This window comes from Alteromonas sp. 5E99-2, from assembly GCF_017368475.1.
Lineage (GTDB): Bacteria > Pseudomonadota > Gammaproteobacteria > Enterobacterales > Alteromonadaceae > Alteromonas_F.
On sequence record NZ_JAFNJE010000090.1, the window covers coordinates 1 to 379 of the forward strand.

Consider the following 379-nt stretch of genomic DNA (forward strand, 5'->3'; position numbering starts at 1 on the left):
TTGATACTCATTGAGCCTCCTCCAAATTAGCATAAACAGAGTTTATCCTAATAGGCAACCAAACCAACGGAGAAAACTCAATGAATTTCTATACTAATACACATCCTTACTATTGTGGAATCGATTTACACACTCGCCTACTTTATGTCTGCATTATTGACAATGAAAACAATGTGCTCGTTCATGAGAAAATAAATGATTCGCCCGAAAAACTCTTAAGGCTACTACAACCCTATCTTGGGGCGGTAGTGGTCGGCGTTGAGTGCATGCACTGTTGGTATTGGGTAAGTGACTTCTGTCAAGACAATGGTATTGATTTCATCCTTGGCCACGCACTTTACATGAAAGCCATTCATGCAGGTAAAACTAAGAATGATAG

General features: G+C 39.6%; 1 protein-coding gene. It reads left to right on the plus strand.

Going from position 1 to position 379, the window contains the following annotated elements; genetic code table 11:
- Window positions 1-80: 80 nt before the first annotated feature.
- Window positions 81-379: transposase (locus J3L16_RS16030; RefSeq protein WP_207614062.1), on the plus strand; the 299-nt coding region annotated here is incomplete at its 3' end.